Origin of the sequence: Cryobacterium psychrophilum (assembly GCF_004365915.1) — a bacterium.
GTDB classification, from domain to species: Bacteria; Actinomycetota; Actinomycetes; order Actinomycetales; family Microbacteriaceae; genus Cryobacterium; species Cryobacterium psychrophilum.
Genome location: NZ_SODI01000001.1, coordinates 140256 through 166558, shown reverse-complemented (window position 1 = coordinate 166558; position 26303 = coordinate 140256). Strand labels below are relative to the sequence as shown.

Sequence of the window (26303 nt, the reverse complement as noted above, 5' to 3'; positions counted from 1 at the left end):
CCGCTGGCTACTGGTGCAGCAGGAAGGGTCCGGCGGCCGGGCGTTTGGGCAGCACATTGTCACCAGACGACTGGTGCCGCACTCGTCTCAGTACCCACGGCACAAGGTATTCCCTGGCCCAGACGAGGTCTTCCGTGCGGGCCTGGTGCCAGGTCGTGCCGCGCATCGGTTCGGGATTCTGTGGCTCAAGAGTGTTCTCCACATTGAGCGCCGAGAGCACCATCCGAGCCACGGTGTGATGGCCCAGGGCGTTCAGGTGTAGCCGGTCGGGTGCCCACATGCGCGAATCCTGAATCTCCCGCAGCGACCACATGTCGGCCACGATGCAGTCATGCTTCTCGGCGACGGCGCGCAGATTCTCGTTGTAGATGGCGACCTTGCCGCGGATGCCGCGAAACACGGGGGAGAAGCCCACGTCGGCACCGGTGAACAGCACGACCGTCGCGCCATCACGGCGGAGCCGGCCCACAGCTTCCTCGCAGCGGGACGCTATCTCGTCCGGGTCGGTACCCGGTCGAATCACATCGTTGCCGCCGGCCGAGAACGTGACCAGGTCGGGTCGCAGGTCGATGGCCGGTTCGATCTGCTCGTGGCTGATCTGTCGAATGAGCTTGCCCCGCACGGCGAGGTTCGCGTACGCGAAATCGTCGGTCCCGGCGCTGAGCATCTCGGCCACTCGGTCGGCCCACCCCCGGCTTCCCCCAGGGGCAGACGGTTCGGGGTCGCCGATTCCCTCCGTGAAGGAATCGCCCACGGCGACGTAACGGGACCACGGATGCTGCTGATTCGTCATCCTGACATTGTGCCGTGACATATGCTCCCCCGCACAACTTGATATCTTGGGGAGTAGTGAATACTCCATCTATTTTCGGCCCCGCGCAGGGGACGAGTGCAGCCGAACACTTGTCCCCATCCTTCCCGGAGAGAGCCGCGTGGGGCACCGCAAGCAAGTTGCGGGCCTGGCAGGCCGAAGCCCTTGAGACCTACTTCGTGCACGAGCCCCGGGATTTTCTCGCCGCAGCCACACCGGGTGCCGGAAAGACCACGTTCGCGCTGCGACTTGCCGCCGAGCTGCGCTCGCGCCGCACCATCGACCGCATCACGGTTGTTGCCCCGACCGAGCATCTGAAGAACCAGTGGGCGGATGCCGCGGCGAGGGCAGGCATCCGTCTCGACCCGATGTTCAAGAACGCCGACGGCATCTACGGCAGCCACTATCACGGCGTCGTGGTCACGTATGCGCAGGTTGCCGCCCGGGCGGCGCTGCACAAGCGACTCACCGAGTCCAGCCGCACCCTCGTGATTCTCGACGAGATCCACCACGGCGGCGATGCGCTGAGCTGGGGCGACGCCATCCGGGAGGCCTTCGGCCCGGCGACGCGCCGGCTTTCTCTCACCGGTACCCCGTTTCGCTCTGACACCTCGCCGATCCCGTTCGTGAGCTACCTGCCCGACAAGCACGGCATTCGCATGTCACAGAGCGACTACGCCTACGGCTACGGCCGCGCGCTGGCCGATGGCGTCGTTCGCCCGGTGATGTTCATGGTCTACGCCGGGCACATGAAGTGGCGCACGCGCGCCGGCGACGAGATGGAAGCCAAACTGGGGGAGGGCAACACCAAGGACATCACGAGCCAGGCGTGGCGCACCGCACTTGAGCCGACCGGCCAGTGGATCCCGGCGGTGCTTCGATCGGCGGACCAGCGCCTGACTGCCGTGCGCCAGGGCATCCCGGATGCCGGCGGCCTCGTGATCGCGACCGACCAGACAACCGCACGGGCCTACGCGGTGATCCTCGAGGAGATCTGTGGGGAGCCGGTCACGATCGTCCTCTCGGACGAGAAGGAATCCAGCGACCGTATCGACGAATTCTCGAAGAACACCAGGCGATGGATGGTGGCCGTGCGCATGGTGTCTGAGGGCGTCGACGTGCCGCGGCTCGCGGTGGGCGTCTATGCCACAAGCGCCGCGACCCCCCTGTACTTCGCCCAGGCGATCGGCCGATTCGTGCGCGCCCGTCGCCGCGGTGAGACGGCGTCGATCTTCCTGCCCAACGTGCCGGGGCTGCTCAGCCTCGCCAACGCCATGGAGCTCGAACGCGACCATGCGCTTGACCGCAGCAACCGTGAAGACGGCGATGACGGCATGTACAACCCCGAAGACGCCATGGTTGCCGCGGCCAACAAGGACGAGAAGGCCTCGGATGACCTCGGCGAAGACGACTTCACCTGGCAGGCGTTGGACTCCCAGGCCACGTTCGACATGGTCATGTTCAACGGCGACGAGTTCGGCGAACTGGCCGAACCTGGAACCGATGAGGAATTCGACTTCATCGGCATCCCGGGCCTGTTGGAGCCTGAACAGGTCTCCGAACTGCTGCGGCACCACCAGACCAAGCAGGCCAAACGCTCTACAGACCGCCGTAAGGACCCGGCAACGGGTGAGATCGCCCCGGAGGACCCCCCGCCGCTCTATCGCACGCTGAAGGAACAGCGGACGCTCCTCGCGAGCCTCGTGGGCATGTGGTCCAAGCTCGCCGAAGAGCCCCACGGCATGATCCACTCGGAACTGCGGCGGCTGTGCGGCGGCCCCGCGGTCGCCCAGGCCAGCGTCACCCAGTTGCAGATGCGCATCGACCTGCTCCGCCGCCGTCTCGGCCGCAGCTAGCCCTGTTCTCAGTCGTCTTCTCGGCAGCCCGGGTGAGTATTGACCGACGCGGGATCCGAGATCCTGGCCGGTTTGGTCGGGTCCGTACCTTCGTGACGACGGAGCAGTTCTGAAGCCCGCCGGTGCCGACCGAGTGCGCGGAGAACCACGCCGCCCTCTGCCTGCACCGCTGGTTCGGTTGGTCCGGCTCGCTGAGCGTGTCGTAACGGATCAACGCGGTTCCGGATCAACTCGCCTTCTGATGGCGGTTAGAAGGGCGCGGGGTCGCGGAGGGGGTCGGTGGGCCAGTCTGTGTCGAACGGGTTGATGTATTTCTCGCGCGTTCGGGGTCCCTCGCCGGGGTGCGCGAGCGGGGGCGGCATGCGGGTGGCCGGGTCGGTGGCGTAGGGCCTGCCGGTTGGGGAGACCCCGTGCAGCACCCCGTCATCGGTCTGGGTGACCGACCAGTCGGTGTGCGGCCTCCGGGTCGATCAGACCATACCCCTCCAGGCTGCCCGGGTGCAGGCCCTCCCGCAACAGACGCGCCTTCAGATCAAACTTCGACACCGTCAACGTCACCGCGAACGGAAGCGCCGCCGCCTCAAACTCCCGCTGCGACCGGGACGGAATCGACGCGACATGATCAATCATGCGCTGCGCATGACGCGCACTGATCTGCCCGGCCCGCAACGCCGCCAGCGTGAGCGGCAACGCATGCGTGAGGCACCGGCTCTCCCGCCACAGGCCTGCCGCGGTGCTCTGCGGAATACGCAGCGCGCACGCGATCTCCGCCGTCATCGCCCGTTCCGCAGCGTACCGGGCATCCCACCGGTCCGTACCGGTTGCCTTCCCCGTCTGGGCAACGTCCGTCGCCCGCGTGAAGGCCCGATCCACCGCCTCGACCCTGGAGGCCTGCGCCCAGACGATCACCTTCTCGACGTACATCACCCGATCAATCAGGGCGCCGACCTGCGCGTCACCCTTGACGAGGTTGATCACGCCCGGCTGATCAGCTCCACGCCCATCAACTCCGGGGCGACACCGTCACCGTCAACGAAACCGAACGGGTCGGCAGCGGCGGCAACGCAGCGGAGGGGATCTTCCGGTTCTTCGCTCGTGTCCACGCCCCCATTTTACCCCGATTCGTACACACAAACGAGGAACTCTCAGACAAATAGTTCCGAGGTTACAACACCTCTTCACCACCAGCAACATCCGTTCACGAACGCAGAATCGCCCCGGGGAGAGCCCAGGGCCGCCCCGTGCGGGACCGCAGCCCACCGGCGAGGCCCGGCCCGCCCGGTCCCGCGAGCTCGCGTTACCGGCTTCGCGCAGCCCTTAGCCCACCAGCGGAACCGTGGACCGTACGGTGCCCGCTTCACGGCTGGCCTCGAGGGCGGCGAGGATGTCGGCCATGAGGTCGTCAACGTGCTCCAGGCCCACCGAGATGCGCACGACGCCGGCGGAGGGGCGCGCACTCGCCTCGACCGGGCGATGCGTGAGCGAAGCCGGGTGCTGCACGAGCGAGTCGACCCCGCCGAGAGACACGGCGTGCGTGATGAGCCGGAGCGACTCGGTGAAACGCGCGGCGGCGTCATAGTCGCCGAAGTCCAGGGCGATGAGCGAACCGGCGCCGGCACACTGGCGTCCAATCAGTGCCTGCGGGTCCTGCCCGGTGAGCCCGGGGTAGAGCACCCGACTCAGCGCGGGGTGGCCGACGAGTCGGCCGGCGATCAGGCCGGCCGTCGCCTGCTGGGCGCGCACGCGCACGGGTAGGGTGCGCAACCCGCGGTGCAGGAGATAGGCGCTCAGCGGATGCAGCAACCCACCGGTCAGAGCACGCACCTGCCGGAGGCGCACCATCCATTCCTCCGGGCCGGACACGGTTCCGCCCATCGCATCCCCATGTCCGCCGATGTACTTGGTGGCACTGTGCAGTACGAGGGTTGCGCCCGATTCGAGCGGTCGCTGCAGCACCGGCGTGGCGAAGGTGTTGTCGACGAGCACCGGCACCGTCCCGGCCGCGTCGACAATCGCGCGAATGTCGGTCAGCTGCAGGGTCGGGTTGGCGGGGGATTCCAGGATGACCAGTCCGGTGTTGGGTCGGATGGCGGCAGTCACGCCGCCCGCATCCGCCCAGGTGATTTCGGTGCCAAGTAAACCGCTCGCGAGCACGTGGTCCGTTCCGCCATAGATCGGGCGCAATGCCACGATGTGCGGCTTGCCCGCAGTGACGGTGGCGATAAGGGTGGCCGTCAGCGCGGCCATCCCGCTGGCAAACGCGACAGTGGATTCCGACCCTTCGAGCGAGGAGAGCGATTCCTCGAACCGGGCGACACCGGGCTGCCACAAGCGCTGATACACCGCGGAGTCGCCGGGCTGGAGGGTTCCTCCCGTCGCCAGATTCTCATAGGAATCGCCACCGGAATCGACCCCGGTCAGGTGATTCGTGGTGGAGAGATCAATGACGGGTACGTGGGACCCGCTTTCGGTGAGTCCGCTCATCCCGGAGTGGACCGCACGGGTTTCGATGTGTGACGACGATGGCAACATTCTTCGACAGAAACAGATTCTGTTCGTATGCGCAAGTGGCTCTGCAGACTCTGCCACAAGTTCGTGCGAATATCGCATAAACTTCTCTGCAACGAAGGAGCACAGCGATGGAATCGAAGAAGCCAGAACTAGACCGGGTCGATCGTGCGCTTCTGCGAGCGCTATCGGTGAATGCCCGCGCGTCAGGGGCGGCGTTGGCGGGCGAGATCGGAGTGGCGGAGTCCACCGTGTCCTTGCGGTTGCGTCGACTGCAACAGCTCGGTCATATTCGCGGCTATCGAGCGAACATCGACCTCGCGGCGCTTGGTGCATCCCTGCAGGCGCTCATCTCGGTGCGACTGGCCAAACACGCCCGCGCGCAGATTGATGATTTCCGCAACGCTGCACCGCACTGGCCCGGTGTCATCGGGCTGTTCCACACCGCGGGGGCCGACGACTACCTGCTGCACGTCGCGGCGGCCGACGCCTCAGATCTGCGCGACTTCGTTCTGGAACACCTCGCGGAGCATCCGGCCGTCGCCCACACCGAGACCAACCTGATCTTTGAGTACGTCGACGGTGACGGCTGGCAGGACCTGGTCAAATAAGTGGTTAACGAGGTAACGCCCCCGCCAGAGGCGGGGGCGTTACGGAACTCTATCTATAGCTGTTTATAAGCTACAGCTTTTCAAAAAAGCTTAGAGGGAGCGAATGTTCTCGGCCTGGGGGCCCTTGGGGCCCTGGGTTACCTCGAACTCGACCTTCTGGTTCTCATCGAGGGACTTGTAGCCATTCGACGCGATCGCGGAGTAGTGCGCGAAAACATCGGCGCTTCCGTCGTCGGGTGCAATGAAGCCGAAGCCCTTTTCAGCGTTGAACCATTTTACGGTACCTGTTGCCATTTGTAAAACTCCTCCAGGAGTGTTAGATCGACCCCGACTGTCAGGGCCGCTCGTCGCGGTATTCGTCGTCCGCTTCCGAAAGGAATGTGGCGCATCAACCGAGGTCAATGCGTTTAAGACGTGCAAGCACTACAACTTCAGAACCAACACTAGCCCACATCGGCCATAGATACGAACTTAGGCGGCGTTTCAAAACAAACCCTCGGTCTTTTCGAGGCGGAGGGTTCTTTGCGCACGCCCGCAATTCATCAATCCACGGTCACGAAGTCGATGAGGTGTTCGACACGTCCGAGGAGCTGGGGTTCGAGATCGGCGTACGTACGCACCTGCCCGAGGATCCGCTGCCAGGCCCTGGCGATATCCGCCTGCTCCTCGTGCGGCCAACCGAGAGCGGCGCAGATGCCGTGCTTCCATTCGATGCTGCGCGGTATCTGGGGCCATTCGGACAGGCCCACCCTCGCGGGCTTCACCGCCTGCCACACATCGATGTAGGGGTGCCCGACCACGAGAACGGATTTTCCGTGCGGACCGCGGGCCACCGCCTCAGCGATGCGGCTCTCCTTCGAGCGGGGGACCAGGTGGTCCACCAGCACGCCGACCTTGCGTCTGGGGCTGGGGCCGAACTCCGCGAGGATCTCCTCCAGGTGATCGATGCCCTCGAGGTACTCCACGACTACGCCCTCAATGCGCAGATCGGCTCCCCACACCTTCTCCACGAGCTCGGCGTCGTGGCGACCCTCGACGAAGATTCGGCTTGCCCGGGCGACGCGCGCGGGCGCATCCGTCACAGCCATCGACCCCGATGCCGTTCGTGCCCGCCCGATCGCGGCGGCCATGGTGGGTGCAACGAGCACCACGGGCTTGCCTTCCAGGAGGAACCCCCCGCCGAGCGGGAATAACCGGTGCTTGCCATGCCGGTCTTCCAGCGTGACTATCTTTTTCTCCACCCGGATGATCGCCCCGCAGAAACCGGTCGCAACCTCCTCAACCACGAGATCGCGGGTGGCTTCCTGGGTGGGAATGATGATGCGGCCGGCTTTTTGCCAGCCGGGGGAGAGCACGTCTGCGCCGTATCGGTCGTCCATAGAATCGACGCTAGCTCACCTGCGCTGCGGGTCGCGGCCGCCACGACAATGGGCTGGAGTAATCTGTTACTCATGTGTGGTCGATACGTCATTACCGATACGGCGGCAGATCTCGCTGCCATGTTCGACGTTGAACACGAGGGGGCGAATCTGCCGGAGCCGTCGTGGAATATCAAGCCGACGGAACAGATTCCGATCGTGTTGGAGTCAGCGAAGCAGGAACCGGCCGTGCGTCGCCTCGAGTCCGCGCGTTGGTCGTTAATCCCGTCATTCGCCACCGACCCCAAATCCACGTTCCCCACGTTCAACGCGCGCTCAGAGTCGGCGGCCGAGAAGCCAACGTTCAAGAAGTCCGTCGAGGCGCGGCGTGCGCTCATCCCGGCGACGGGGTACTACGAGTGGCACACAGAGGGAAGCACGAAGACTCCCTACTTCGTGCATTCGGATGACGGACTCCCGCTCGCGTTTGCAGGCCTGTATTCCTGGTGGCGCAACCCCGCGCTGGCCGATGACGACCCTGCCCGGTGGGTACTCTCGGCCACGATTCTGACGGCCGACGCGCAGGGGCCGCTCGCCGCAATTCACGACCGGATACCGGTAGCGCTTCCCGACGAGGCCTGGGACCAATGGCTCGATCCGCACACCCGCGGGGACCAGGACTTCGTGGACGCTGCCGTTGCCGCGTCTCGAGGCCTCGCCGAAACGCTGCGCTTCTATGAAGTTGCACCGGTCGTGGGCGATGGTCCGGAACTCATCGGACCCCTCAGGGGCGATTCCGTCTAGGCGGGGCCGTTCCCGACCACGTATTCTCCTCGCCCTGCCGCGTTTGGTTAAGCTCGATCGGCTGGGGCCGGTACGCTCAAAGGAGGAGTCCGGAGAATTTGCGCGGGCACCACGTCGAGAGGATCACACCATGAACATCGTCCCCTTTATTATCGCCCTTGCGATTTTCATCCTGGGCATGTTCCTGTTCGGCCTTGCCTTCTCGGTCACGGTCTTTCAGGGCGCGATCTTCATCGCCGGAATCCTGGCGATTTCGCTGGCTCTCGCTATCCCGTTCCACTTTCTTCGCAACTAGGCGTCCCGCGCGGCTGGGTAGCGTGCGGCGCCCGTCCTTGGGCGGGAGCCCGGCGACCAGGTTGATCAACGCCGCGAGAATACCCGCCGCGAACGGCAAGGCCGGCAGTGCCGAGGCCCGCCGGTAACACGAGCAACTCCGATATCCGTCGCGACGGGTCTTCCCTCATGGCATGACTGGCCGCGGCCGCGACTTCGAAGCGCCCCACGGCGAGCCGGACCCAGCCGGCGTCGGTAACGCACACGGCCGCCCAGCCCGCAATGAGCGACAGCGCCCCCGCCCGGTATGCCTGGGGCGGGATCCGTCATTCACTGAGCGGTGTGCACTCCGGCGTGGAGAGCCCGTGTTCGGCGGTATTCCAGCCACGCGCGGTATGTTGTCCCATTGACCCACCGATCGTCTGACCGCAGGAAGGTACATCCCCGGATGCACGAGAGCCCCGCCGCGTCCACCCCGTACGAGGTATTGGGAGTTGCTCCCTCGGCGAGCGACGACGCGCTGCGCCGCGCGTACAGACTGCAGCTGCGCAAGACGCACCCCGATGTCGGTGGTAGTGCTGCACAATTCCACGCGGTGCAGATCGCGTGGGAACGCGTCGGCAGTCCCGAGAGCCGTGCGGCTTACGACCGCACGCGGGTCGGCGATCCGGAGTCCGCCATGCCGGCGGATCCCTTCCGGACCTCAACGACACCGGGTTCGTCCGCGTCGAGCCGTGCCTCGAAAACCAGCCTCAAGACACGCATGCACGGGCATCCGGGCGGCCGGGTACGGCAGCAGTATTTGAATCTCATTCGAGAGTGGGCCGGCCGGGGCACCGTGATCGATGACCCGTATGCTCCGTCGCTCGTGCGATCGGCTCCCCGCGGGATCCGTCACACGCTCGCGAAGGCGCTGGCCGAGGAAACGACCGCACAGCTGGTATCGGGCCTCGGAATCGGCTTCACGGCCTGGCACGACGTCGACTCCGGTAACGGCAGTGACAAACTCGATCATGTGGTGCTCGGCCCGGCTGGCCTGTTCGCCGTGTTGTCAGAGGACTGGGGCGGCGAGGTGCAGTTGCGCCGCGGCGAGCTGGTCGGCGACGAGATGACCGATGGCGAGGACCCGATCCGCCGCTTTCAGGTCAGCGCGAAGGCCTTCACCCGACAGGTGCGGGTGCGATTCACGGCACTCGTCGTCGTGCTTCCCGACAGCGCACTCGACGCACCCCTCTCCGTTGCGAAGCGCGGGCGTCACCCCACGGTCATCGTCATCCCGCGATCGCGCCTCAACGGGCTTCTCCGCGACGGTTTTCCCGGCATGGACAGGGGGAGCTTTGAAAAGGTCTTCGAGCTTCGCAGCACCCTGCAGAACGGTATCCGCTTCGTAGCCACGTAAGGCACGGCGACCGCCGCTCAGGGGGCGCACGACCCCTGAGAGAGCAGCCGTTAGCGCAGGCCGAGCTTGGTGACCCAGTAGTCCAGAAAGCTGGCACCGGCTTCGTCGTGGATCTGGTCACCCATCACAATGATCGGGTATGGGCGCGTGAGCATGCCGTCCAAGGGGCGCACATCCACATGCGCCACGTCGTATCCCGCTTCATGCAAATGGTCCGCCATCCGGTAATCGCTGCGGGAGTCGCCCACCGAACGCCACAGCTGGGGGAGCGGTCCGCCTTCCGCGAAGAAAGCCAGCGCGCGTTCGGCCGCGTGGTTCTTGTCGAGTTTCACGGACTCGACGTCCGTCGAAATGATCGTTGCATCGAGCCGGAAGGGCACAGCACCCGAAGCATCCGCTGAGACCCGATCTTCGAAGGACACGCCGAGTCCGTGCCGCACCAATATGGAAAAGGCCGCCTCATTGAAGGCCGGCTGCCGGGCTTTGTAGGCCCGGCTGTCGACATCCGTTCGCTGCTCAACCGACACCATGGCCTGCTTGGTCTCATCGAAGAACATCGTGTCGGCGAACTCGTCGTGCACCAGTTGCCGGAGTTCGTCAACCACCGCGTCGGGCAGGGCCACACTCGCGTCGACAACGACGTCGCCCATGCCGTCAACCCCGATGGGGAACCACACGGCGCCCTTTTCGCAGACGCCATACATGCGAAAAGTCAAGGGTAGCCCCTGCTCACGTAGCGGGGTGACGACCTGTTCGCGGATGAAAGCGGCGGACCGGCCGGTGATGAAGGCGATCGGCACGTTGGCGGCGGCGAGGGCGATCAGATCAGTGAGGATGCTCGGGGTTGCGATGGTGCGCGTGACAGGGCTGGCGATGGGGCCGTCGACATCGAGGAGAAGTCCGAGCGGCGAGGCAGTTTTCAGCATGTTCCAGTATTCCATGACGCGCCATCCCCGCGGGGTTGACCAAAGGATGCCGGAAGCGCGTGCACCGCGTATTCTTGTTGGAGATGATTACGAGACGAGAAGTTGCCCTGCGCTTGGACATTCCACTGGAAATGGCGACGCGTCATGGCATTCCCACCCGCATGGGCGAGGCGCAACTGGCCAGGCTCGAAGAAGACCCGCCCGCCTGGCTCCTACAGTCGCGCGCCAACCGCACCGGGAAGAAGCCCGTCTGGGTGCAGCTCACGTGCGACGTCTGTGGCTTCACGGAAGCCGTTCGCCCCAAGAAGTGGTGGCCCGTGTTCACGTACATCAGCTGCGCACATCACGGTTTCGACGAGGTGCCGGAGCCCGCTCCCGGACTCGGACGCACGGAATGCGACGGAATCGGCAGCCAGTTCATCGGCATCTCGGACGCCGCACCGAGCGAATCCTGACCAGCGCAGCAGGAATTTTGATGGGGTGACCAGACGATTCCCAGCTGCCCGGCGTAAACTTCGTTTCATGAATCCTCGTGGGAAGGGTCGATAATCGTGCCACACAAGTCGCTCAAATGGCTGCCGGCCGTCATCGTGCCCGCCGTCATCGTTGTCGGCGTGATCACCGTTCCGCTTCAGGCCGGTGCCGCCGTTGACCTCCCGGACAAGACGCCGAAGCAAGTGTTATTGATGGTGAGTGAGAGCACCGTGACATCATTTTCCGGCACGGTGGACCAGTCATCCAACCTGGGCCTTCCTGACGTGGACCTCGGCGGTGCGGTCTCGCCATCACCGTCGGCGCCCGGTGGCACCACAGCGGACGCTTCGTCGCAGGCCGTCACCACCGCCCTTGAGCTTCTTACCGGGTCGCACACGGCGCGAATTTACGCGGACGGCCCAGGCAACGTGCGGGTTCAGGTGTTGGACCGCCTCGCCGAACGAGACCTGATCAGCAATGGGACCGACGCCTGGTTCTACGAGTCGGACACGAATGCCGTCACGCACCTCGCCATTCCCGCCCACGAATCCGCAACGCCCGAGGACAAGGCGGCGGCCGTGAAAGAGTTCGCACCCGGCGACCTGGGCACTCCCGCTGCGCTGGCCGACCGTTTCCTCAGCGACCTCGACCCGAGCACGACCGTTTCGGTCGGCAATGACACCAGGGTCGCCGGGCGCACCGTGTACGACCTGGTCCTCACGCCCACATCGACAGAGACTCTCGTGCGCTCAGTATCGATTGCCGTCGACTCCGAAACCGGTATGCCGTTGCGTGTCACGGTACAAGCCAACGGGCAGAACGAGCCGGCATTTGAGGTCGGCTTCACGAAGGTCGATTTCAGCGCCCCCTCCGCCGATCTCTTCGAGTTCACGCCGCCCGCCAACGCCACGGTGACGGAACAGGCGATTCCGGCAGCACCGGGCGCCGACCACATGACGTCCGACGACGGCACGAAGCCCCTCCCGGGCGATCTTCCCGTCGTCACCGGCACCGGGTGGGACGCCGTCATGGAGCTGCCCGCGGCATCCGTCCCGGAAGAACTCACCGCCTCGCCGCTGTTCACGCAGTTCACCACGAAGGTGGAGGGCGGGCGAACGTTGTCGACATCGCTCGTCAACATTCTCATCACCACTGACGGTCGAATTCTGGCCGGATCCGTGCCAATCGAGCGGCTGCAGGCCGTCGCCACTGCTCCGTGACGGTCGTCGGTGCCACCCACGACACAGCTACGGGCGGCAACCGCGACGCGTCCCCTCCTGACCTGGCAATCGCGACGCGCGGCCTGACCAAACGCTTCGGCCGTCAGACGGCGGTCGATAGCATCGACCTCGCCGTGCCGCGGGGTGCCGTGTTCGGTTTTCTCGGGCCCAACGGTTCGGGAAAGACCACGAGTATCCGCATGCTGCTGGGCCTGACCTCTGCGACGAGTGGTGAGATCAGCGTGCTCGGCGAGCCGATGCCTGGGCGGCTGTCTGAGGTACTTCCTCGTGTCGGAGCGCTCGTGGAGGGCCCCGCCTTCTATCCGTTCCTATCGGGCACGGCGAACCTCGGCCGACTCGACACGGCGGATCGGCATGCGTCCTCCCGCACGCGACGCGCCCGGGTGGCCCTGGCGCTCGAACGCGTGGGCCTCAGCCACGCGGCGAACAAGAAGGTGCACGCCTATTCCCTCGGCATGAAGCAGCGGCTCGGTATCGCCAACGCCCTCTTGACGCACCGCGAACTGCTCGTACTCGACGAACCCACCAATGGCCTGGACCCGCAGGGCACGCGGGAGGTGCGCAGCCTCATTCGCTCGCTCGCCGCCGAGGGCACCACGGTTTTCGTGTCGAGCCATCTGCTCGCGGAAGTCGAACAGATGTGTACCCACGCGGCCGTGATGAGCGCAGGCACCCTCGTGGCGCAGGGCACCCTCGCCGACCTCGGCCGAGGGAGCGAGCGACGGGTTCGGATCACCACACCCGACGTCGGCGCGGCCTCTCGGGTGCTCACCGATCTGGGCCTCGTGCCCGTGCCCGTGCCGATGAGTGGAGCAGACGCGGCGCAGGAGGACCCCGCGGTCATGGCGGCCTACCCGGTAGGCCGCACGCCCGCAGAGGCCATCGTGACGGCACTCGTGGCGGCGGAGGTTCGCATCCGTGGCTTTGTGCTCGAGGAACCCAGCCTCGAAGACCGGTTTGTCGCTCTGACCGGAGAAGGTTTCGATGTCGTCCAATAGCGTTCGGCCCGTCACCCCCACAACTGCCCACGCCCGCCCCGCACGCGGTTCGGCCGGGTGGGACCTGCTCGGCTCCGAGCTGTCTGTGTTGTTCCGTCGTCGTCGAACCTGGGCGATGCTCGTGTCCGTCGCGCTGATCCCCATCCTGCTCGCGGTGTCCGTTCGGCTCTCCTCCAACGAACTCAGGCCCGGGCAGGGCCCGCCGTTTCTCGACCAGGTCACCCAGAACGGACTGTTTGTCGGGTTCACGGCCATGGTCGTGGCGATCCCGCTCTTTCTCCCCCTCACCATCGGCGTCGTGGCCGGCGACACGATCGCCGGCGAAGCCGGACTCGGGACACTCCGCTACCTGCTCGTCGCCCCCGCCGGTCGCGTGCGCCTTCTCCTGGTGAAGTACCTCGGCGCTGCAGCCTTCTGCCTCGTCGCGACCCTGATGCTGACCGCCACCGGTGCGCTTATCGGTGCGCTCCTCTTTCCGGTGGGACCCGTGACCCTGTTGTCCGGCGACACGATCTCCGTTGCCGAGTCACTACTGCGGTCCCTGCTGATCGCGGCCTACGTGACCGTTTCCCTGCTGGGCCTGGCCGCGATCGGCCTGTTCATCTCCACGCTCACCGATGTGCCCGTGGGAGCGATGGCGGCCACGGTCGTCGTCTCCGTGGTGGCACAGATCCTCGACGTGCTTCCGCAGCTGTCGTGGTTGCACCCGTGGCTGTTCAGTCACTACTGGCTCGGATTCGGCGACCTCTTGCGACAGCCCATCGACCTGTCATCATTCGCCTCGAATGCGATGCTGCAGGGCGCCTATATTCTCGTCTTCGGCGCCCTGGCCTACGGCCGGTTCACGACGAAAGACATCCTGTCCTGAACGAGGAGCCCGATACCGAAGGCCCCTACGCGGCCATTCCGGCGTGTACGGCAACGAACTGAATGCCTTTCACGCGCTGCACGGTCACGGCGGGAGCGCGCGAGAAGCCCTTGGCGTCAAGCCGATTCCGCGCCCGGAACTCGGCGACGGCCGCGTCAAAGATCACGTTGAGCGCGGTACCGGTGAACATCTCGGAGGCGCCCGTGGTGAAGTTGATGGTGATGCTCGCGCTCTCTGGAAAATGTCTATTCATGCGGATGAAACCGTCGACGTCCTGGTGAAGCGTGATCATGTGATTCCCTCGTCGTGATTGAAGATTCCAGTCTCCCGTACGTTCACGGGTTTGAGGGCATGCGCGTAGGCGAGCCGACCAGGTTTTACGGTATAAAACCCGTTCTCCGACACCTGTCCGAGAAGTGGTATGATAATCGAATGACGATAGTGAACGGTTCCGAGGTACAGGAGCCGGAATCTCGCTGGTCAACGCATGATCCTCGAGCTGAGCGTACGCGCCAACTCATATTCACGGCTACACGCGCGCTCATGGCCGACCCCACTGCATCCGTGTCGGTAGCGGATATCGTGCGTACGGCGGGAATCAGCCGCAGTTCCTTTTATGCGCACTTCGCGAGCCTCGACGTCGTCGCCGCCGAGTTGCTCCGCGTGCAATTCGCGCAAATCAGCGCGGATGGCGTGGACCTGCGCGGGAACGACCGCTCGGAAGGGCGGAGCGCGGCCCGGCTCGGCTACGCCAGGCTCGTGGGGCACATGCTGGAGAATTTCCCGCTGTACTCAAGCGTGTCCGAACTTCCGCTCACGCGAAGCGCGTTTGACCAGATTGTTGACGCGTATGCGACCCGCATGCTGGAGTCGGTCTTCGAGGGTGAGAATGCGCCGCCCCAGGTCGACGCGGAGCTCGTCACGACCTATGTGGCGGGCGGGGCGCTCACACTCATCAGCGCCTGGATGCGCGGTCACATTGACGTATCCGACGACGAGCTGGTCGACCAACTCGTGACCCTGCTGCCCGAATGGCTGATCGACACCCCGACCCACACCACGTGAACTCCAGACAAATTGACCTCTGCAGAATGCTTAATCCAATTGAAGACAAGGCGTATTCCCTATGAACATTGAAATCGGCGAAACACTCGTTTACCCGCACCACGGCGCGGTCACCATCACGGCACTCACGTCGCGCACGATCAAGGGCGAAGAAAAGCAGTTCATGACCCTCAACGTGCACACGAGCGCACTCACGATTCAGCTGCCCGTTGACAACGTTGAGCTCGTCGGGGTGCGAGACGTAATCGATGCCGAGGGGGTGCAGGCGGTCTACGCCGTGCTGCAGAACCCGTTCACCGAAGAGCCCGGCAACTGGTCGCGCCGATACAAGTCCAACCAGGAGAAGATGGCCAGCGGCAGCGTGTACCGCGTCAGCGAGGTCGTTCGCGACCTGTGGCGCCGCGACCAGGACAAGGGCGTCTCCGCCGGAGAGAAGCGGATGCTTGAAAAGGCACGCCAGATCCTCGTCTCGGAGCTCGCGCTCGCGCAGGGACTGACTGACCAGGAGGCAAGCGATCTCCTGCTCAAGGAGATCCTCACGGTCGGACCCGCCGAGGTCGCCGCCCCCGCAGAGGACCCCGCCGCCGTCGCCGTCTGATCCACCTCTGAATCACCCCTGAAGGGCCGCCGGGACACCTCCTGGCGGCCCTTCAGTGCGCCCACCACCGGTCGTCGGCGATCAACCGCGTGGAGATCCCCGTCGCCTGGGTAATTATCATCATCGAGAAAGCAATCTTTCCGAATCAGGATGACAAATAGTCCGAAATTTTTCTGGGTTCATTTCCGACGCACGTTAACGAGATAAGGCCGGATCCTAAGATCCGGCCTTACGAACTGTCTCAACCAGTTCTCGTTGACTGCTTCTAGAGCAATCAATGTGTCCGAGATGGGAATTGAACCCACACGCCCTTAACGGGCACTGGCACCTCAAGCCAGCGCGTCTACCAATTCCGCCACCCGGACCGGGTGATGTGGCCTCCGTGTAAAACCGGCTGCCGAGGTAATAACTTAGCACGGATTACAAGGCACGTTTCACCCGCGCCACCGTTGTGGTCATGCAGGTAGCGTGTGAGCATGGCTTTCACCGCTCCAGACCAGCCCGCAGACAGCGAACTCGACCTCACTGCGCGGCTTGCCCGAGACCTTATTCGCTTCGATACGTCGAACTATGGCGAGGGTCGATCCAACGGCGAAACGGATGCCGCCGAGTACGTGGCCGCCCACCTGCGCGGCCTCGGCCTGGAGCCGCAGCTCTTCGATTCCGAGCCGGGCCGCACGAGCGTCGTTGCACGCGTCCGCGGCCGCGACAGCAGTCGGAGCGCCCTCGTGGTCCACGGTCACCTCGACGTCGTTCCCGCCGATGCGGCCAACTGGTCCGTTGACCCCTTTAGCGGTGTCATCAAAGACGGACTGCTCTGGGGCCGCGGTGCAGTGGACATGAAAAATATGGATGCCATGATCCTCGCGTCGCTCACCGACATCATCGGCTCAGGCGGAGCGCCGGAGCGCGACCTCGTGATTGCGTTCTTCGCCGACGAGGAGGCCGGGGGAGTACTGGGTTCGGGATACCTCGCCAGGACGCACCCCGAGCTTTTCGAAGGTGCCACGGAGGCGATCAGCGAAGTCGGCGGTTATTCCATCACGCTCGCAGGAAAACGCGCGTACCTGTTGCAGACGGGAGAGAAGGCCCTCATTTGGGTCAAACTCGTCGCCACGGGCAGTGCTGGCCACGGCTCCCGCGTGCACCACGACAATGCCGTCACGCGCCTCGCTGAGGCCGTTGCGAAGGTCGGCCGCCACACGTGGCCCATTCGGCTCACCGACACGACCACGCAGCTCCTGGCCGAGGTGGCTCGCATCCTCGACGTCGACCCGCAGCAGGTGGGCCCCGACGAGCTCGCCCTTGCGACCGGTACGGCCTCGGGCTTCATCCAGGCGAGCCTGCGCACCACGACAAACCCCACCGGACTCACGGCCGGCTACAAGCACAACGTGATTCCCGACACCGCTGAGGCGCTCATCGACATCCGATCGCTCCCGGGTGAGGAGGACGCCGTGCTGGCCGAAATCGCCGAGCTCATCGGACCCGATATCCAAATCGTCATCATGCACCGCGATATCGGCTTGGAAACCGAATTCGGCGGCCCCCTCGTGGAGGCGGTCGTTGAAACCCTCGGACGCCACGACCCTGGGGCACCCGTGCTGCCGTATCTGCTCTCGGCAGGAACAGACAACAAGGCACTGAGCACCCTCGGGATCAAGGGCTACGGTTTCGCCCCGCTCAAACTCCCGGCGGAATTGGATTTCCCTGCGATGTTCCACGGCGTGGATGAGCGCGTTCCCCTCGACGCATTAGTGTTTGGCAGGCGGGTTCTGACCGACCTGCTCTCAAGCTACTAACCAGTACTCGATTATCACCAAGCGGAAGCGACGCACGTGGACTTCATTAATGCGATCATTCTGGGCTTGGTCCAGGGACTAACCGAGTTTCTTCCGGTGTCTTCCAGCGCCCACATTGCGATCGTTGGCCAGTTCCTCGGCACCGGGGCAGACCCCGGAGCACAATTCACGGCAATTACCCAGATCGGTACGGAACTGGCCGTGGTGATCTTCTTCTGGCACGACATCGTGCGCATCATTGGGCAGTGGGCGAGGTCGCTTTCGGGCCGGGTTCCACGCAATGACCCGGATGCCCGGATGGGCTGGCTCATCATCATCGGCTCGCTGCCGATCGTCATTCTCGGTCTCCTGTTCCAGGACCAGATCGAAACCGTGCTCCGCAACCTGTGGATCACCGCGACCATGCTCATCGTCTTCGGCATCCTCCTGGGCATCGCCGACTACGTGGGCGCCAAGAAGCGCAAGCTCAAGGACCTCACGTATCCAGACGGCGTCGTCTACGGCTTTGCCCAGTCGCTCGCACTCGTCCCCGGTGTCTCCCGCTCGGGGGGAACCATCACCCTGGGCCTGTTCATGGGGTACGAGCGCCGCGCCGCCGCGCGATACGCCTTCCTGCTCGCCATCCCCGCGGTGCTCGGCAGCGGGTTCTACCAGGTGTACAAATCGATCGCGAAACCCTGCATCGATGGCGCCGTCGGTTGCAAGCCGGAAATCTTCGGTGCGTTCGAGACGCTGGTCGCAACGGTCGTCGCCTTCGTGGTGGCGTTGTTCGTGATCGGCTTGTTCATGAACTACATCTCCAAGCGCAGTTTCCTGCCCTTCGTCATCTACCGCATCGTTCTCGGCACCGCCGTCTTCGTACTGCTGGCAACGAACGTCATCAATGCCTAGTTAGGCTTGTTGCATGCATGCTTGGAAGCGACCAGAAATTCCGTCTGTACCGGGTACGTCGGACGCGCCCTGGCTGCACGACACCGCGACAGACTCACTCGTTGAGGCGCGACCCATCAATGTCGCGCGCCTGTACGTGTGCGGAATCACACCCTATGACGCCACGCACCTCGGTCATGCGGCCACCTATCTGGCCTTCGACACGCTCCAGCGCGTGTGGCTCGACGCGGGCTTTCAGGTGCACTATGCGCAGAACGTGACGGACATCGACGACCCGTTGCTTGAACGAGCGACCAGGACCGGTGTGGATTGGCGTGAACTTGCCCAGTCCCAGGTGGAACTCTTCCGCACCGACATGGAGGCCCTCGGCATTATCCCGCCGAACGAGTACGTGGCCGTGACCGAGGTCATCGACGAGGTGTCCGACGCGGTCGCCCAGTTGTGGGCAGCGGGTTTCGCGTACGAGGTCGAGACCTCCGATGCCGTCGCCGGTGCCGACGGCATCACCGGCTCCGACGTGTACTTCGATATCGCGGCCGCTGAGGCACAGACCGACTGGCGTCTCGGCGACGAGAGCAACCTGAACCGCGACACAATGCTCGCGCTGTTCGCCGAGCGTGGGGGAGACCCCGACCGTGCGGGCAAGCGTGATGCCCTCGACCCGATGCTGTGGCGCGCGGCCCGCGACGGGGAACCGCAGTGGCCCTCACCTGTCGGGGCGGGGCGTCCTGGGTGGCACATCGAGTGTTCCGTTATTGCGCTCAAGGAACTCGGCACCGACTTCACCGTGCAGGGTGGCGGCTCAGACCTGGTCTTCCCCCACCACGACATGAGCGCGGGGCACGCATCCGCGCTCTCCGGGCATCCGCTGGCCGGTGTTTACAGCCACACCGGCATGGTGGCGTACCAGGGCGAAAAAATGAGCAAGTCGCTCGGGAACCTTGTCCTGGTCTCCGGTTTGCGTAGCCAGGGCGTCGACCCGCGGGCCATTCGACTGGCCCTCCTGGCGCAGCACTACCGCACCGACTGGGCGTGGACCGACACCCTGCTGAGCGCCGCCGAGCAGCGCCTCGCCCGCTACCTTGCCGCCTTCGCCTCCGCGTCGGCATCACCTATCGCCAACCCGGCCTCGAGCACTGCGGTGATCGAGATGATGCGCGCGAGCCTCAGGGCCGACCTGAATTCTCCGGCCGCCCTGCACGCGCTCGACGCCGCCACGAGCGGTGTCGACGACCCGGAGCTTCTCACCGACGCGATTGACGCCCTCCTGGGCGTGAACCTGCGCGAGAGCTGAGGCTACTGCCTGGGTCCTTCGGGGCCCGAGCGGCCGTCGGCGCGGCCGTCTCGACCATCGCTGCGCTTGCGCAGGTACTTCTCGAATTCCTGGGCGATGGCTTCGCCACTGGCCTCGGGAGAATCCACGGTGTCGCGCGCCTGCTCGAGTTGCACGATGTAGGCGGCCATCTCCTCGTCTTCACCGGCCAGGGTATCGACGCCGGCCTCCCACTCGGCCGCCTCGGTCACGAGGGTGCCGCGGGGGATCGACACGTCTATAACTTCCTCAAGCTTGTCGATGAGGGCCAGCATGGCTTTCGGCGACGGGGCATTGTGCACGTAGTGCGGCACGGATGCCCAGATCGAGAGCGTCGGGATGCCCGCCGCTTCCGCCGCGTCAGACAAAATGCTCAGGATCCCAACCGGACCCTCATAGCTGCTGCGTTCGATCTGCAGCTCGCCGCGAACGTCAGCGTTGTCACTGGAGACGAAAATCGAAATTGGGCGGGTGTGCGGAACATCGGCGAGCATCGCACCCAGGAAGACAACACCGGCAACGTCAGCGGCGAGGGCCGCATCGGTGACCTCGGCCGCAAAGCTCTTCCAACTGCGCGACGGTTCGGTGCCGATCAGAAGATAGATGTTGCCGGCGTTCGTGCCGCTCACGCGCAGCTCGGCGTCTTCGGCGAGAGGAACACCCTCGGTTCCCGGAGATTCCGGCGCGTAGAGCCTGGCACTCGGCCACTCGATGACGCGCAGGCCCTCTTCGTTGGTCGACACCGTTGGCCGGTTGAACTGATAGTCGAAGTACAGCTCAGGGTCCACCGCCATGATCTCGCCAACGTTGAGGAGCTCCTTGAGCGCGCGAACGGCCCCCGTGGCCGCTTCGCCCGCATCATTCCAGCCCTCAAACGCCACGACCATCAGTCGTCCGCCCAGAAACCCTTTGCCGTCTGTCACCGTGTAAAACCTCGATTTCGCGTGCCCGTGTCATGCACCGTTAGTCAAGGATAAGCCGTGCCCTCTACACTTGGACTCCGTGACTGTGTTCCAGAAGGTTTCCCCCCTACCCGCCGCCGTACTCTGGGACATGGACGGCACTCTCGTCGACACCGAGCCCTACTGGATGCGCGCCGAAACCGAGCTCGTTGCCTCCTACGGTGGGGTCTGGACCCACGACGACTGCATGCTCTTGGTGGGTTCCGGATTGTGGAATTCCGCCAGCATCCTGCAGGCCCGTGGGGTCGACATGGACGCCGATGCGATCGTCCAGTGGCTCACCGACCGAGTGCAGGAACAGCTTGCCGAGCATGGAATCCCGTGGCGTCCCGGGTCGCGTGAGCTCCTTGCCGAACTGAAGACCGCGGGGATCCCCACCGCACTCGTCACGATGTCTGTGAAGCGCATGGCCCTTCAGATCGCAGAGCTGATTGACTTCGCCGCCTTCGACCTGATCATTGCCGGGGACATGGTCGCCAACAGCAAGCCGCACCCCGAGCCGTACCTCACGGCGGCGGCAGCCCTCGGCGTCGATCCGGAACACTGCATCGCTATCGAGGATTCGGCTCCCGGCATCACGAGCGCCGTCGCCGCCGGCACCATTGCCGTTGCCGTGCCACACCAGATTGACCTGCCGGAGAGCGCCGAGTACACGCGCTGGTCCACCCTCGACGGGCGCACCCTCGAACACGTGAGCGCGCTGTACCGCGCTCGCCTCGCCGAGATCGAATTAGACTTGACGCCGACTCGTACGCTGCAGCCCTAATGCCGTCGAGCCCATCAACCACGAGGATCCAGTAGTCACATGAACACGAGTGCCACACACACGAACAACCAGGTCGTACAGAACAGCGGAACGTTCAGGGCCGGCGACCGGGTGCAGCTCACCGGGCCCAAGGGCCGCATGAACACAATCGCGTTGATTCCCGGCCAGGGATTTCACACGCACCGCGGCATCCTCTCGCACGATGACATCATCGGACAGCCCGATGGTTCGGTGGTCACCAACAACGTGGGAGTCGAACACCTCGCCCTGCGGCCGCTCCTGAGCGACTTCGTGATGTCAATGCCGCGAGGCGCCGCGATCATCTACCCCAAGGACGCCGCGCAGATCGTCGCGCAGGCAGACATCTTCCCCGGCGCGACAGTCGTGGAAGCGGGCGTCGGCTCAGGGGCACTGTCCCTGTGGCTGTTGCGGGCCATCGGGCCGGCCGGCCGGCTCGCCTCGTTTGAAAGGCGTGAGGAGTTCGCGGACGTCGCTCGCGACAACGTGGCAACGTTCCTCGGATCGGACCCGCAGAACTGGACGATCACCCTCGGCGACCTGGCCAACACCCTCCCGGAGGTCGCCGCACCGCAGACCGTCGACCGTGTCGTGCTGGACATGCTGGCACCGTGGGAATGCCTTGAAGTTGTTTCAGAGGCGCTCAAGCCCGGTGGTGTACTGCTGTGCTACGTGGCCACCGTCACCCAGCTTTCTCGCGTGGCGGAAGCCATTCGCGGCACCGGGATGTACACGAACCCCGACTCGAACGAGACGATGATTCGAGGCTGGCACGTCGAAGGCCTCGCGGTTCGCCCCGACCACCGCATGATCGGCCACACCGGTTTCCTGATCACGGCACGACGACTGGCGCCGGGCACGGTCCTGCCCGAACTCAAACGGCGACCGTCGAAGACCGACTTCGACGATGCCGATGTGGAAGCATGGACACCGGGTGCGCTGGGCGAAAGAAATGTCAGCTCGAAGAGCATGCGCAAACGCGCTCGCGCCGCGAGCACGAGCGCCGGGCTGTCCAAGGCCCGTGACCTCGAGTCACCGGTAGAACCCCAGATAGACTGACTTTCGGTCGCCGACCCGGCCGGTTTCCGCCGCACACGCGCGGCACCCCGTATTCAGAAAGAGGACTTGTGCGCAAAGCATCCGCGCTGATTGTTACCGCCGGACTACTCGTGGCATCCCTGACAGCCTGCAGCGCCCCAGGTGCCACCGCGAACGACTGTACGTCGCCGTTGGGCGAGGGCGCCGCGTCAAATCTTCTCAGCGTCAGCGGAGACGTCGGCGTCAAGCCCGTTGTCGACTTTCCGACACCGATCAAAACCACGACAACGCAACTCAACGTGGTCGTTCCCGGTGAGGGCGCACCGGTTACCGAGGGCCAGAAGGTCACGGTCGATCTGAGCGTGTACAACGGCACTACGGGTGCGGTCGTGCAGGAATCGCCTTATGACGGCACATCACAGGCCAGCCTCGTCGTCAACGACCAGACAATCAAGGGGCTCTCCGATGCCCTGCTGTGCGCTCAGGTGGGCTCGCGGATCGCTGTGACGGTTGCTCCCGAGGACGCGTTCGGGCCGCAGGGCGGAAACGCAGACCTCGGGATCACCGCAACCGACACGCTCGTCTTCGTGATCGACGTCGTCAAGTCGTACCTGACGCGAGCCAACGGAGCCGACCAGCCGAGCGTGAACGGGATGCCCGGCGTGGTACTGGCCGAAGACGGCACCCCCGGCATCACCATTCCCTCCGGTGCCCCTCCCACGGACCTGGAGATCGCCGTGCTCAAGAGGGGCGCCGGCGCGACGGTCGTTGAGGGCGACCCGGTGACCGTTGCGTACACGGGCGTCATCTGGGCGAGCAAAGAGGTCTTCGACTCCACCTGGAAGACCGGCGTACCCGTACCGCTCGTCGCGGCGGACGGTTCCAAGGTTCAGGGCGGTGTCATTCCCGGTTTCGCCGACGCCATGATCGGCCAGACGGTCGGATCCCAGATCCTCGCCGTCATCCCGCCCGACCGGGGCTACGGTGACCAGGCGATGACGGGCATTCCGGCAGGGTCCACCCTCGTCTTCGTCGTGGACATCCTCGGAATCGATTAGGCCTTCCGGCCTGCAACCCGGGGCGGCACCGCGCGATAGAATCGCACGGTGCCGCCCCTTTCTGATCAGCCTCCAGCAGCACCAGCCTCGCCCAGACCCGTGACCGTTGAGGAGCGCCTCTTCAGCCTTGTGCTCGCTCTGATTGCAACGGAGATCGGCCTGACGAAGGCCGAGATTCTCGCCACCGTTCAGGGCTACCGCCAGCGGTATTCTGCGAGCGAGAGCAACACGAGCCTCGAGCGGCAGTTCGAGCGGGACAAGGACGACATCCGGGAGCTCGGCATCCCCCTCGAGATGATCGAAGCGCCCGATGACCCGGGCAGTAATCATCACCTTCGGTATCGGATTCCCAAGGGGCTCTATGATCTTCCGGCCGACGTGACGTTTTCACCCGACGAATTGATGCTTCTCAAACTCGCGGCGACCGTCTGGCGTGAGGGATCGTTGTCCGCCGAGTCGCGTCGGGCCCTCACCAAGCTCAATTCCCTCGGCATCGACTCCCGTGACCCGATTCTCGGCTATGCGCCTACCCTCCGGGCGAGGGAAGCCTCCTTCGAACCGCTGAGCAAGGCCATGGACAAGAACCAGGTCGTCTCATTTCCATACCTCAAGCCGGGGGAGCGAGCTTCGCAGCGTCGTCGTGTCGCGCCTCGCGCCATCGTGCTTCATGACGGCCGCTGGCACCTCTTCGCGACCGACCAGGCCCTGGCCGCACCCCGGACCTTTCTGCTGTCAAGAATTGTGGGGCCGGTACTGCCGGTACCAGGCACACCCGTCGTTCCGGCAGACGCGGCGACAGGCGGCAACCCGGGCCAGAAAGCGCTCGACGGGCTTGAGGCACTCTGGACCGCACAGACCGCGACGCTCTCGGTGCTGCCAGACAGCGATGCGTCCGTTCGCCTCGGCAAGCGCAACACCGACAGCGAACCATCCGGGGCCCCGCGCAGCGTGATCACCCTGCGATACACCGACCTGAACATCCTCGCCGATGAACTCGCCGGGTACGGCCCGGAGGTTCGAGTGCTGACACCGGCGCTCCTGCAATCGGCCGTGCGTAGGCGACTGCTCGGTGTCGCGCAGGCGCATGGAGGGCCACATGAGTGAATTGCACACGCCCGTTGCCGCCGACAAGCTGACTTTCCTGCTGTCGCTCGTGCCCTACCTGATCGACCATGACGACGTCAGCGTCGCCGAGGTTGCCGAGCGTTTCGGTGTCCCGGCCGCGCGCGTGCGCTCTGCCGTGCGCCTCATTGCGGTGTCTGGCGTGCCGGGGGAAACACGCCAGTACCTGCACGGGGACCTGTTCGACATTCTCTGGGACGAATTCGAAGACAATGACCGGATAGTGCTCACCCATCGAGTGGCGATCGACGATTCCCCGCGCTTCTCGGCGAGGGAAGCGGCTGCCCTGATCGCCGGGCTGCAGTACCTGTCTGCCCTGCCGGAGAACGCCGATCGTGGCGCGATCGCGTCGCTGATGGCCAAACTGACCCGCGGCGCATCCGCTGCACCGAGCCAACTGGTGGTCGCGAACCGGGAATCCCCAGAGATCATTTTTTTGATGCAAACCGCGGTGCGGCAGCATGTGCAGATTGAATTCGACTACCTGAACTCGCGCGGTGAACGCGTTCTGCGCCACGTCGACCCGCTGCGCGTCGAATCCGTCGACCGTGACTGGTACCTGCGCGGGTGGTGCCATCTGAGAGGCGCCGTTCGCACGTTCCGCCTCGATCGCATGCGTGACGTCTCGGTGACAAACAGGCCGACCATTCCCCATGCCGGTGACATGACACTGCCGGACACGCTCTTCGAGCCGTCAATCGATGACGTGACGGTTGTTCTGGAGATGCCGGAGGCTGTCGCTGCCCTGCTGGCCGATTATCGACCGGAACGGGTGGAGAGAGCCACGAAGAATGATGCGTCAATCGTTCGCGTCACCCTCCGCGTCGCCCAGTACACCTCTCTCACCCGACTCGTCACCGGACTCGGGGGCCTGGTCACGGTTATCGGACCACCGCAAGCGCGCCAGGCGGTTTCCGACTGGGCTGCCGCGGGCGCCGCCCAGTACGGGGAGCGCTGACATGCCCTGGTGGTCCTGGCTGCTCATCTGGACCGGCGCCGTGCTGCTGCTATTGGGCACCCTCACCGGCCTCGGTATTGTGCTGTATCGCAAGCTGATGCGCACGGCCGACGCGTTACAGGACCTCGGGGATCAACTCGCGGCGCTGGAGCGGGGAGGGACACCCGGCGGCGCGCACGACGAACCGCGCCGTTTTCGACCGGCGGTCTTCGTCGATGCTGCCGAACTGCGCGTCGCTGTGGAATCGGCATCCGTCGGTCAACGGCATCGAGCGCAGCTGCGTCGCGATCGGCTGATCACGCGCGGTAAACTGATGCTACACGCTCAAATGATTCAGAGGACAAAACCTCATGTTCGGTAACGCACTCAGCGGATGGCACCTCGTGATCATCCTCTTCATCATCCTGCTCCTCTTCGGCGCACCGAAACTCCCCGGCCTTGCTCGAAGCCTCGGCCAGTCCATGAAGATCTTCAAGACCGAGATCAAGGGCGACAAGAACGATGAGCCGACGGCAGAGCACCCTAAGTCCGACGGCCCGGTCGACCCGGCGAACAAGCCCTAGATAGATGGCGGTGCGAAGCCGTC

30 protein-coding genes and 1 tRNA gene are annotated in these 26303 nt (G+C 64.7%); 21 read left to right on the top strand and 10 right to left on the bottom strand.

Going from position 1 to position 26303, the window contains the following annotated elements; translation table 11 throughout:
* Positions 1 to 7: 7 nt before the first annotated feature.
* Positions 8 to 793, bottom strand: coding sequence for an SGNH/GDSL hydrolase family protein (locus EDD25_RS00805; protein ID WP_134171591.1), 786 nt, complete (start codon positions 791 to 793; stop codon positions 8 to 10).
* A 56-nt stretch (positions 794 to 849) separates the two neighbouring features.
* Between EDD25_RS00805 and EDD25_RS00800 the strand changes: the two genes are divergently transcribed.
* Entirely contained in the window at positions 850 to 2667 is a 1818-nt protein-coding gene (locus tag EDD25_RS00800; protein ID WP_134171590.1) for a DEAD/DEAH box helicase, read from the top strand.
* Between the two features lie 423 nt (positions 2668 to 3090).
* On the opposite strand, the gene EDD25_RS00795 is transcribed toward EDD25_RS00800, so the two are convergent.
* The 3 genes from EDD25_RS00795 to EDD25_RS00790 form a co-directional block, all read right to left on the bottom strand.
* Entirely contained in the window at positions 3091 to 3645 is a 555-nt protein-coding gene (locus tag EDD25_RS00795; protein ID WP_134171589.1) for a DUF222 domain-containing protein, read from the bottom strand.
* Positions 3642 to 3770 carry a hypothetical protein gene (locus EDD25_RS18105; RefSeq protein WP_277871674.1) on the bottom strand — a complete coding sequence of 43 codons (129 nt, stop codon included), beginning with the start codon at positions 3768 to 3770 and terminating at the stop codon, positions 3642 to 3644. The genes EDD25_RS00795 and EDD25_RS18105 overlap by 4 nt, the downstream gene beginning before the upstream one ends.
* Before the next feature lie 214 nt (positions 3771 to 3984).
* Entirely contained in the window at positions 3985 to 5199 is a 1215-nt protein-coding gene (locus EDD25_RS00790) for a trans-sulfuration enzyme family protein (protein ID WP_134171588.1), read from the bottom strand.
* 107 nt (positions 5200 to 5306) lie between these two features.
* Here EDD25_RS00790 and EDD25_RS00785 point away from each other — a divergent pair, with 107 nt between their 5' ends.
* On the top strand, positions 5307 to 5786 hold the full coding sequence (locus EDD25_RS00785) for an Lrp/AsnC family transcriptional regulator (protein ID WP_134171587.1): 480 nt from the start codon (positions 5307 to 5309) through the stop codon (positions 5784 to 5786).
* A gap of 90 nt (positions 5787 to 5876) precedes the next feature.
* Here the strand turns inward: EDD25_RS00785 and cspE are convergent, their stop codons facing one another.
* Positions 5877 to 6080: a transcription antiterminator/RNA stability regulator CspE gene (gene cspE / locus EDD25_RS00780; RefSeq protein WP_134171586.1), complete on the bottom strand. Its 204-nt coding sequence runs from the start codon at positions 6078 to 6080 to the stop codon at positions 5877 to 5879.
* A 248-nt stretch (positions 6081 to 6328) separates the two neighbouring features.
* On the bottom strand, positions 6329 to 7165 hold the full coding sequence (locus EDD25_RS00775; RefSeq protein WP_134171585.1) for a DUF3097 domain-containing protein: 837 nt from the start codon (positions 7163 to 7165) through the stop codon (positions 6329 to 6331).
* Between the two features lie 72 nt (positions 7166 to 7237).
* Here EDD25_RS00775 and EDD25_RS00770 point away from each other — a divergent pair, with 72 nt between their 5' ends.
* The 3 genes from EDD25_RS00770 to EDD25_RS00765 all read left to right on the top strand — a co-directional run bounded on the left by EDD25_RS00770 (position 7238) and on the right by EDD25_RS00765 (position 9620).
* Complete coding sequence (locus EDD25_RS00770; protein WP_134171584.1) at positions 7238 to 7948, top strand: SOS response-associated peptidase; 711 nt, start codon at positions 7238 to 7240, stop codon at positions 7946 to 7948.
* A 130-nt stretch (positions 7949 to 8078) separates the two neighbouring features.
* Positions 8079 to 8243: a hypothetical protein gene (locus tag EDD25_RS17335; RefSeq protein WP_166671154.1), complete on the top strand. Its 165-nt coding sequence runs from the start codon at positions 8079 to 8081 to the stop codon at positions 8241 to 8243.
* A gap of 426 nt (positions 8244 to 8669) precedes the next feature.
* Positions 8670 to 9620: a J domain-containing protein gene (locus tag EDD25_RS00765; RefSeq protein ID WP_134171583.1), complete on the top strand. Its 951-nt coding sequence runs from the start codon at positions 8670 to 8672 to the stop codon at positions 9618 to 9620.
* Positions 9621 to 9670: 50 nt separating this feature from the next.
* Here the strand turns inward: EDD25_RS00765 and EDD25_RS00760 are convergent, their stop codons facing one another.
* Complete coding sequence (locus EDD25_RS00760; protein WP_241986331.1) at positions 9671 to 10561, bottom strand: hypothetical protein; 891 nt, start codon at positions 10559 to 10561, stop codon at positions 9671 to 9673.
* A gap of 68 nt (positions 10562 to 10629) precedes the next feature.
* On the opposite strand from EDD25_RS00760, the gene EDD25_RS00755 reads away from it, so the two are divergent.
* From EDD25_RS00755 to EDD25_RS00740, 4 genes are all read left to right on the top strand, one after another.
* Positions 10630 to 11001 (top strand): hypothetical protein, encoded by a 372-nt coding sequence (locus EDD25_RS00755; protein WP_134171582.1) that lies wholly within the window; start codon positions 10630 to 10632, stop codon positions 10999 to 11001.
* Between the two features lie 96 nt (positions 11002 to 11097).
* Positions 11098 to 12240, top strand: a complete 1143-nt coding sequence (locus EDD25_RS00750; protein WP_134171581.1) for a LolA family protein — start codon at positions 11098 to 11100, stop codon at positions 12238 to 12240.
* A gap of 62 nt (positions 12241 to 12302) precedes the next feature.
* The gene (locus EDD25_RS00745) at positions 12303 to 13259 is read left to right on the top strand and encodes an ABC transporter ATP-binding protein (protein ID WP_134175006.1); all 957 of its coding nucleotides are present in this window, start codon (positions 12303 to 12305) and stop codon (positions 13257 to 13259) included.
* A complete protein-coding gene (locus EDD25_RS00740) occupies positions 13246 to 14127 on the top strand; it encodes an ABC transporter permease (protein WP_134171580.1) in 882 nt (293 codons plus the stop codon). The genes EDD25_RS00745 and EDD25_RS00740 overlap by 14 nt, the downstream gene beginning before the upstream one ends.
* A 25-nt stretch (positions 14128 to 14152) precedes the next feature.
* Here EDD25_RS00740 and EDD25_RS00735 read toward each other — a convergent pair whose 3' ends face one another.
* Entirely contained in the window at positions 14153 to 14419 is a 267-nt protein-coding gene (locus EDD25_RS00735) for a hypothetical protein (protein WP_134171579.1), read from the bottom strand.
* Between the two features lie 59 nt (positions 14420 to 14478).
* Between EDD25_RS00735 and EDD25_RS00730 the strand changes: the two genes are divergently transcribed.
* Both EDD25_RS00730 and EDD25_RS00725 read left to right on the top strand, forming a co-directional pair.
* Positions 14479 to 15192 carry a TetR/AcrR family transcriptional regulator gene (locus EDD25_RS00730; protein ID WP_341765335.1) on the top strand — a complete coding sequence of 238 codons (714 nt, stop codon included), beginning with the start codon at positions 14479 to 14481 and terminating at the stop codon, positions 15190 to 15192.
* 61 nt (positions 15193 to 15253) lie between these two features.
* A complete protein-coding gene (locus EDD25_RS00725) occupies positions 15254 to 15790 on the top strand; it encodes a CarD family transcriptional regulator (protein WP_134171577.1) in 537 nt (178 codons plus the stop codon).
* A 280-nt stretch (positions 15791 to 16070) separates the two neighbouring features.
* Here the strand turns inward: EDD25_RS00725 and EDD25_RS00720 are convergent.
* Positions 16071 to 16155, bottom strand: a tRNA-Leu gene (locus tag EDD25_RS00720).
* A 111-nt stretch (positions 16156 to 16266) separates the two neighbouring features.
* On the opposite strand from EDD25_RS00720, the gene EDD25_RS00715 reads away from it, so the two are divergent.
* From EDD25_RS00715 to mshC, 3 genes are read left to right on the top strand one after another with little or no spacing between them, the layout of a single operon-like run.
* A complete protein-coding gene (locus EDD25_RS00715) occupies positions 16267 to 17592 on the top strand; it encodes a M20/M25/M40 family metallo-hydrolase (protein ID WP_134171576.1) in 1326 nt (441 codons plus the stop codon).
* 36 nt (positions 17593 to 17628) lie between these two features.
* On the top strand, positions 17629 to 18483 hold the full coding sequence (locus EDD25_RS00710) for an undecaprenyl-diphosphate phosphatase (protein WP_134171575.1): 855 nt from the start codon (positions 17629 to 17631) through the stop codon (positions 18481 to 18483).
* Positions 18484 to 18496: 13 nt separating this feature from the next.
* Positions 18497 to 19777, top strand: coding sequence for a cysteine--1-D-myo-inosityl 2-amino-2-deoxy-alpha-D-glucopyranoside ligase (mshC, locus tag EDD25_RS00705; protein ID WP_134171574.1), 1281 nt, complete (start codon positions 18497 to 18499; stop codon positions 19775 to 19777).
* A 2-nt stretch (positions 19778 to 19779) separates the two neighbouring features.
* Here the strand turns inward: mshC and EDD25_RS00700 are convergent, their stop codons facing one another.
* Positions 19780 to 20718, bottom strand: a complete 939-nt coding sequence (locus EDD25_RS00700; RefSeq protein ID WP_134171573.1) for a proteasome assembly chaperone family protein — start codon at positions 20716 to 20718, stop codon at positions 19780 to 19782.
* Positions 20719 to 20797: 79 nt separating this feature from the next.
* On the opposite strand from EDD25_RS00700, the gene EDD25_RS00695 reads away from it, so the two are divergent.
* The 7 genes from EDD25_RS00695 (at position 20798) to tatA (ending at position 26280) form a co-directional block, all read left to right on the top strand.
* Complete coding sequence (locus EDD25_RS00695; protein WP_277871676.1) at positions 20798 to 21523, top strand: HAD family hydrolase; 726 nt, start codon at positions 20798 to 20800, stop codon at positions 21521 to 21523.
* A gap of 39 nt (positions 21524 to 21562) precedes the next feature.
* The gene (locus EDD25_RS00690) at positions 21563 to 22600 is read left to right on the top strand and encodes a tRNA (adenine-N1)-methyltransferase (RefSeq protein WP_134171572.1); all 1038 of its coding nucleotides are present in this window, start codon (positions 21563 to 21565) and stop codon (positions 22598 to 22600) included.
* Positions 22601 to 22668: 68 nt separating this feature from the next.
* Positions 22669 to 23637 (top strand): FKBP-type peptidyl-prolyl cis-trans isomerase, encoded by a 969-nt coding sequence (locus tag EDD25_RS00685; protein ID WP_134171571.1) that lies wholly within the window; start codon positions 22669 to 22671, stop codon positions 23635 to 23637.
* Positions 23638 to 23736: 99 nt separating this feature from the next.
* Positions 23737 to 24741 carry a helix-turn-helix transcriptional regulator gene (locus tag EDD25_RS00680; RefSeq protein WP_241986332.1) on the top strand — a complete coding sequence of 335 codons (1005 nt, stop codon included), beginning with the start codon at positions 23737 to 23739 and terminating at the stop codon, positions 24739 to 24741.
* Positions 24734 to 25717 carry a helix-turn-helix transcriptional regulator gene (locus EDD25_RS00675; RefSeq protein ID WP_134171569.1) on the top strand — a complete coding sequence of 328 codons (984 nt, stop codon included), beginning with the start codon at positions 24734 to 24736 and terminating at the stop codon, positions 25715 to 25717. The genes EDD25_RS00680 and EDD25_RS00675 overlap by 8 nt, the downstream gene beginning before the upstream one ends.
* Before the next feature lies 1 nt (position 25718).
* Positions 25719 to 26078, top strand: a complete 360-nt coding sequence (locus EDD25_RS00670; RefSeq protein ID WP_134171568.1) for a hypothetical protein — start codon at positions 25719 to 25721, stop codon at positions 26076 to 26078.
* Entirely contained in the window at positions 26068 to 26280 is a 213-nt protein-coding gene (tatA, locus tag EDD25_RS18100) for a twin-arginine translocase TatA/TatE family subunit (protein ID WP_134171567.1), read from the top strand. The genes EDD25_RS00670 and tatA overlap by 11 nt, the downstream gene beginning before the upstream one ends.
* Positions 26281 to 26303: the final 23 nt, after the last annotated feature.

Bases quoted from the DNA above. Each gene is read 5' to 3' on its own strand.
- cspE (WP_134171586.1), bottom strand. From the start codon at position 6,080: ATGGCAACAGGTACCGTAAAATGGTTCAACGCTGAAAAGGGCTTCGGC.
- EDD25_RS00725 (WP_134171577.1), top strand. From the start codon at position 15,254: ATGAACATTGAAATCGGCGAAACACTCGTTTACCCGCACCACGGCGCG.
- EDD25_RS00760 (WP_241986331.1), bottom strand. From the start codon at position 10,561: ATGGAATACTGGAACATGCTGAAAACTGCCTCGCCGCTCGGACTTCTC.
- tatA (WP_134171567.1), top strand. From the start codon at position 26,068: ATGTTCGGTAACGCACTCAGCGGATGGCACCTCGTGATCATCCTCTTC.
- EDD25_RS00790 (WP_134171588.1), bottom strand. From the start codon at position 5,199: ATGTTGCCATCGTCGTCACACATCGAAACCCGTGCGGTCCACTCCGGG.
- EDD25_RS00785 (WP_134171587.1), top strand. From the start codon at position 5,307: ATGGAATCGAAGAAGCCAGAACTAGACCGGGTCGATCGTGCGCTTCTG.
- EDD25_RS00805 (WP_134171591.1), bottom strand. From the start codon at position 793: ATGACGAATCAGCAGCATCCGTGGTCCCGTTACGTCGCCGTGGGCGAT.
- EDD25_RS00740 (WP_134171580.1), top strand. From the start codon at position 13,246: ATGTCGTCCAATAGCGTTCGGCCCGTCACCCCCACAACTGCCCACGCC.
- EDD25_RS00715 (WP_134171576.1), top strand. From the start codon at position 16,267: ATGGCTTTCACCGCTCCAGACCAGCCCGCAGACAGCGAACTCGACCTC.
- mshC (WP_134171574.1), top strand. From the start codon at position 18,497: ATGCATGCTTGGAAGCGACCAGAAATTCCGTCTGTACCGGGTACGTCG.
- EDD25_RS00675 (WP_134171569.1), top strand. From the start codon at position 24,734: ATGAGTGAATTGCACACGCCCGTTGCCGCCGACAAGCTGACTTTCCTG.
- EDD25_RS17335 (WP_166671154.1), top strand. From the start codon at position 8,079: ATGAACATCGTCCCCTTTATTATCGCCCTTGCGATTTTCATCCTGGGC.
- EDD25_RS00770 (WP_134171584.1), top strand. From the start codon at position 7,238: ATGTGTGGTCGATACGTCATTACCGATACGGCGGCAGATCTCGCTGCC.
- EDD25_RS00765 (WP_134171583.1), top strand. From the start codon at position 8,670: ATGCACGAGAGCCCCGCCGCGTCCACCCCGTACGAGGTATTGGGAGTT.
- EDD25_RS00690 (WP_134171572.1), top strand. From the start codon at position 21,563: ATGAACACGAGTGCCACACACACGAACAACCAGGTCGTACAGAACAGC.
- EDD25_RS00730 (WP_341765335.1), top strand. From the start codon at position 14,479: ATGCGCGTAGGCGAGCCGACCAGGTTTTACGGTATAAAACCCGTTCTC.
- EDD25_RS00755 (WP_134171582.1), top strand. From the start codon at position 10,630: ATGATTACGAGACGAGAAGTTGCCCTGCGCTTGGACATTCCACTGGAA.
- EDD25_RS00775 (WP_134171585.1), bottom strand. From the start codon at position 7,165: ATGGACGACCGATACGGCGCAGACGTGCTCTCCCCCGGCTGGCAAAAA.
- EDD25_RS00670 (WP_134171568.1), top strand. From the start codon at position 25,719: ATGCCCTGGTGGTCCTGGCTGCTCATCTGGACCGGCGCCGTGCTGCTG.
- EDD25_RS00735 (WP_134171579.1), bottom strand. From the start codon at position 14,419: ATGATCACGCTTCACCAGGACGTCGACGGTTTCATCCGCATGAATAGA.